At 69.0% G+C, this 1831-nt stretch carries 3 protein-coding genes; all 3 read right to left on the bottom strand.

Annotation, left to right across the window (positions count from 1 at the left end; translation table 11 throughout):
• A partial coding sequence (locus VN047_RS05090) for a cobalamin biosynthesis protein (protein WP_325540672.1) occupies window positions 1-357 on the bottom strand: 357 nt, incomplete at its 3' end.
• Window positions 350-1324, bottom strand: a complete 975-nt coding sequence (gene cobD / locus VN047_RS05095; RefSeq protein ID WP_325540674.1) for a threonine-phosphate decarboxylase CobD — start codon at window positions 1322-1324, stop codon at window positions 350-352. The genes cobD and VN047_RS05090, both read right to left, overlap by 8 nt.
• Window positions 1321-1831, bottom strand: a 511-nt coding sequence (locus tag VN047_RS05100; protein ID WP_325540675.1) for an adenosylcobinamide-GDP ribazoletransferase, incomplete at its 5' end; no start/stop codon positions are given. The genes VN047_RS05100 and cobD, both read right to left, overlap by 4 nt.

The raw sequence follows: 1831 nt of genomic DNA on the forward strand, positions 1-1831 counted from the left end.
GCCGGCATCGATCCGCTCGCCGACCGCGCGGACATGATCGAACAGGCTGCGCTGCGCGAGCGCGGGCCAGGCGAGGATCGCGATGCCGATCCAGCTCCATGCGCCGAAGGCGGCGAGCAGCACACGCTGGACAGCCCAGCCGACGCCGCCAGCGGCGAGCACCAACAGGACAAGCGTCACGATGCCGAGCATGCGCCGCACCGCGAAACCATGCTCGCTCCGGTTCCACCGCGCTTCGCAGGCGGCGATGATGCGCGCGAACAGTCCGACCGGATGACCGATGCGGCAGTAGAGCGCCCGCGGCCAGCCAAATGCGGCGTCGAGCGCGAGCGCCGTAAGCGCGACCGGGTCAGCCATCGCCAAGCGCCGCTTCGAGCCGTGCGAGCGCATCTGCGTCGGCGGGGAGGCCGATGCGAAGCCATCGCGGATTGTCGGCGAAAGGGCGGGTCAGGATCGCCTGCCGTGCCAGCCGTTCGAACAGCGCATCAGCGTCCTCGGTCTCGATCAGCCGGAATAGCGGGCATTCGCCCGTCGGACGGTAACCTTGGCGCACGAGCATCGTGTCGAGCGCCTTTGCTGCTTGGGGGAGGCGTTGCCGCGTCGCCGCGATCCATTCGGCGTCGGCATAGGCGGCGATGCCGATCGCGATCGCTGCCGCCGACAGCGGCCACGCGCCCAGCCGCTCGCGCAGCGCGGCGACGACGGCTCGCGGCGCGATCACGAAACCGAGCCGCACCCCGGCGAGCCCGAAGAATTTGCCGAACGAGCGAAAGACAATCAGCCTTCGCGCATCCGCTACCGAAGCTGCGATGCCGAGCGCCGGGGTGCCATCGGCAAAGGCCTCGTCGACGAGCAGCCAGCCTGCGCGGCGCGCGAGCAAATCGCGCATGGCGTCGGCATCGACCGCGCGGCCATCGGGATTATTGGGGTTGGCGAGGATCAGATTGCCGGTCGCGTTTTGCGCGGCAGGCCAGTCGATTGCGATACTGCCCGCGATCATCGCGCCATGGGTGCGATAGCCGGGGACGATATGGTGCGCGGGACCGCCAACGAGCGTCCCGACGAGGCGCAGACCGATTTCGGTGCCCGGCACCGCACAGACATGGTGCGCGTCGACACCGAAATAACGGGCGGCGATGGCTTCGAGCCGCGCCAGCGCCCCGGTATCGGGCAATCGTTGCCAGTCGAACGCCATGTCGGCAGCGCCCGGCCAGCCGTGTGGATTGATCCCCGTCGACAGATCGAGCCAATCGCCCTCGCTTGCGCCGAAATGACGCTTCGCGGCTTCAAGCCCGCCGCCGTGCCATGTCCAGCTTTCGGTCATGCGGCGTGCATCAGCAGCAGCGCAGCGGCGAGCAGCAAGCTTTCGCCGATCTCGATCCCGGCGCCATGCCCGTCACCGGAGATTCCGCCGATCTTGCGGAGCAGCCACCAGCCCCAGAAGAGGAAGACGAGCGGCGCGGCAAGCAGCGAGGGCGATACCCACGTCGCCATAAGCAGCAGGATGCTCCAGATCGCGAAATCGACCGGCCGCACCGCGTTGCGGAACTGCGATCCCAGCCCCGCGTGCAGGTCGGGCAGCGCGCGCGACCAGACCAGGGGGCCGATCCGCGCAGCAAAGGGAATGAGCGCGATCACGACGAAGGCCTCACGCTCGATCAATGCGTGGAGCAGCACCAGCTTGGCGACCAGCTGCATCGCGATGGCGACCACGCCGAAACTGCCGATATGCGGATCGCCGAGCACCGCGAGCAGCCGTTCGCGATCCTCGGCCGCGGACAGCCGTCCGCGGGCCTTGTGCGCGGCGCCGCTCGCGTCGGCGATGTCGCCG

The sequence above is a fragment of the Sphingopyxis sp. genome, assembly GCF_035565275.1.
GTDB lineage: Bacteria > Pseudomonadota > Alphaproteobacteria > Sphingomonadales > Sphingomonadaceae > Sphingopyxis.

What these genes read in the sequence shown, in the direction of transcription:
- cobD (WP_325540674.1), bottom strand. Translation starts at nt 1,324, where the DNA reads ATGACCGAAAGCTGGACATGGCACGGCGGCGGGCTTGAAGCCGCGAAG.